Source organism: Neisseria sp. P0009.S007, assembly GCF_051962515.1.
This window is the reverse complement of sequence record NZ_JBQCVF010001005.1, coordinates 1-323: the sequence shown is the minus strand read 5'-3', so window position 1 is coordinate 323 and position 323 is coordinate 1. Positions and strand designations below refer to the sequence as shown.

Here is a 323-nt window from a genome sequence, read left to right as displayed (position 1 = left end):
CATCTTGATGGTGTACTGCAACTGATCTTGGCTGTGGGCGTGCTCGAAGAGGTGCTGAGACGCTAAGTATTCGGAAGTGATCCTGAATCTCTGGTTATGATGGCTATCGCATTAGTCGCATTGATTGCCAATACCAGTTGTCTGCTGCTCATATCCTAACATCGGGAAGGCGGGGCGCACATGAAGGCAAGATTGATATTCTCGGCAGACTACTTGGTGATCAACCTGTGTGTCATCACCTCCGGCGCCATGGTCGCGTGTACCGGTTCCAATTATCCAGATATGATTATCGGCCCCTTCAAGGGGGTGATTGTAATTAACTG

Annotated in this window: 1 pseudogene; it reads left to right on the top strand. The window is 49.5% G+C overall.

From position 1 onward, the window contains the following. Window positions 1–323, top strand: a pseudogene (locus tag ACTHS3_RS17520) (cation transporter); the annotation flags it as partial.